This window comes from Cetobacterium sp. ZWU0022, from assembly GCF_000800875.1.
GTDB lineage: Bacteria > Fusobacteriota > Fusobacteriia > Fusobacteriales > Fusobacteriaceae > Cetobacterium_A.
In genome coordinates this window covers 1-1,667 of sequence record NZ_JRJZ01000194.1, presented here as the reverse complement: position 1 = coordinate 1,667, position 1,667 = coordinate 1, and the positions used below count along the sequence as shown (strand labels likewise).

The window sequence follows — 1,667 nt, the reverse complement described above, 5'->3', positions numbered from 1 at the left end:
CTCTTCAGCTTTTCCACTTTGACCAAACTTGTCATAGATTCCAACTTTTTTAACTAACGTTGGATGAGTTTCTGATAAGAACTCTGATACTGCTGAACCAAGTCCTCCGATAACTGAGTGCTCTTCAGCTGTTACAATAAACTTAGTTTCTTGAGCTGCCTTTAAAACAGTCTCTCCATCTAGTGGCTTTATTGTTCCTACGTTTATTACTCTTACAGATACTCCCTCAGCTTCTAACTTTTCAGCTGCTTCTAAAGCTTTTGCAGTCATAAGTCCTGTTGCTAATATTGCTACATCTTTTCCATCTTTTAAAGTATTTGCTACTCCAATTTGGAAATCGTATGAATCATCAAATAAAACTGGAACATCTAATCTTCCCATTCTAATATAAACTGGTCCATTGTACTCTGCTGCTGCGAATATCATCTTCTTAGTTTCTGTCGCATCTGCTGGTGATAGTACAACCATTCCTGGAATACTTCTCATTAAAGAGATATCTTCAATCGATTGGTGAGATCCTCCATCTTCTCCTACAGAGATTCCCGCGTGAGTTGGAGCAATTTTTACATTTAGCTTAGGATAAGCTACTGTATTTCTGATTTGCTCAAATGCTCTTCCAGCCGCAAACATCGCGAATGTTGAAGCAAATGGAACCTTTCCACAAGTTGCAAGTCCTGCTGCCGTTCCTATTAAATCAGCTTCAGCTATTCCTACGTTTATATGTCTTTCAGGAAACTCTTCCTGGAATAAGTTTGTCTTTGTTGATTTTGTCAAGTCTGCATCTAAAACAACTATATTACTATTTTGTCTTCCAAGCTCTACTAATGCTTCTCCGTAAGCTTGTCTCGTAGATTTTTTCATTATTTATTCCTCCAAATTTATTATATCTCTGATACTTTTTCTAACTCTGCTATCGCTCTTTCTGTTTCATCACATGTTGGAGCTACACCGTGGAATCCACAAACATTTTCCATGAATGATACTCCCTTACCTTTTACAGTGTTAGCAATAATAACTGTTGGTTTTCCTTTTGTAGCTTTTGCAGCATCTAAAGCGGCAAAAATCTCTTCGAAATTATGTCCATCTATTTGGATTACATTCCATCCAAAAGCTTCCCATTTTTTATCTAGAGGTGCTACACCCATAATTTTATCTACGTTTCCATCTATTTGAAGGTTGTTTGAGTCAATGAAAGCACAGATTGAATCTAACTTATAATGAGCTGATGTCATTGCAGCTTCCCACACTTGACCTTCTTGTAACTCTCCATCACCCATAAGAACATAAGTTCTATAGTCCTCTCCAGACATTCTAGCAGAAAGTGCCATTCCGTTAGCTACAGATAACCCTTGTCCTAAAGAACCAGTAGAGATTTCTATTCCAGGAAGTTTTTTCATATCTGGATGTCCTTGTAAAGGTGATCCATAAGCTCTTAAAGTATCTAAAAGCGCTCTATCAAAATATCCTCTTTCAGCTAATGCAGAGTAAAGAACTGGAGCTGCATGACCTTTTGATAATACGAATCTATCTCTTCCTTCCATTTTAGGATTTTTAGGATCTATATTCATCTCTGAGAAATATAGTGCAGTAACTATATCCGCCGCTGATAATGATCCTCCTGGATGTCCTGACTTAGATTTACAAATCATTTGAACAATGTCTTTTCT

Annotated in this window: 2 protein-coding genes; both read right to left on the bottom strand. The window is 37.1% G+C overall.

The window, feature by feature from the left end:
• Positions 1-864: transketolase family protein (locus L988_RS13110; protein WP_047384952.1), on the bottom strand; the 864-nt coding region annotated here is incomplete at its 3' end.
• 17 nt (positions 865-881) lie between these two features.
• Positions 882-1,667: transketolase (locus L988_RS13105; protein WP_047384951.1), on the bottom strand; the 786-nt coding region annotated here is incomplete at its 5' end.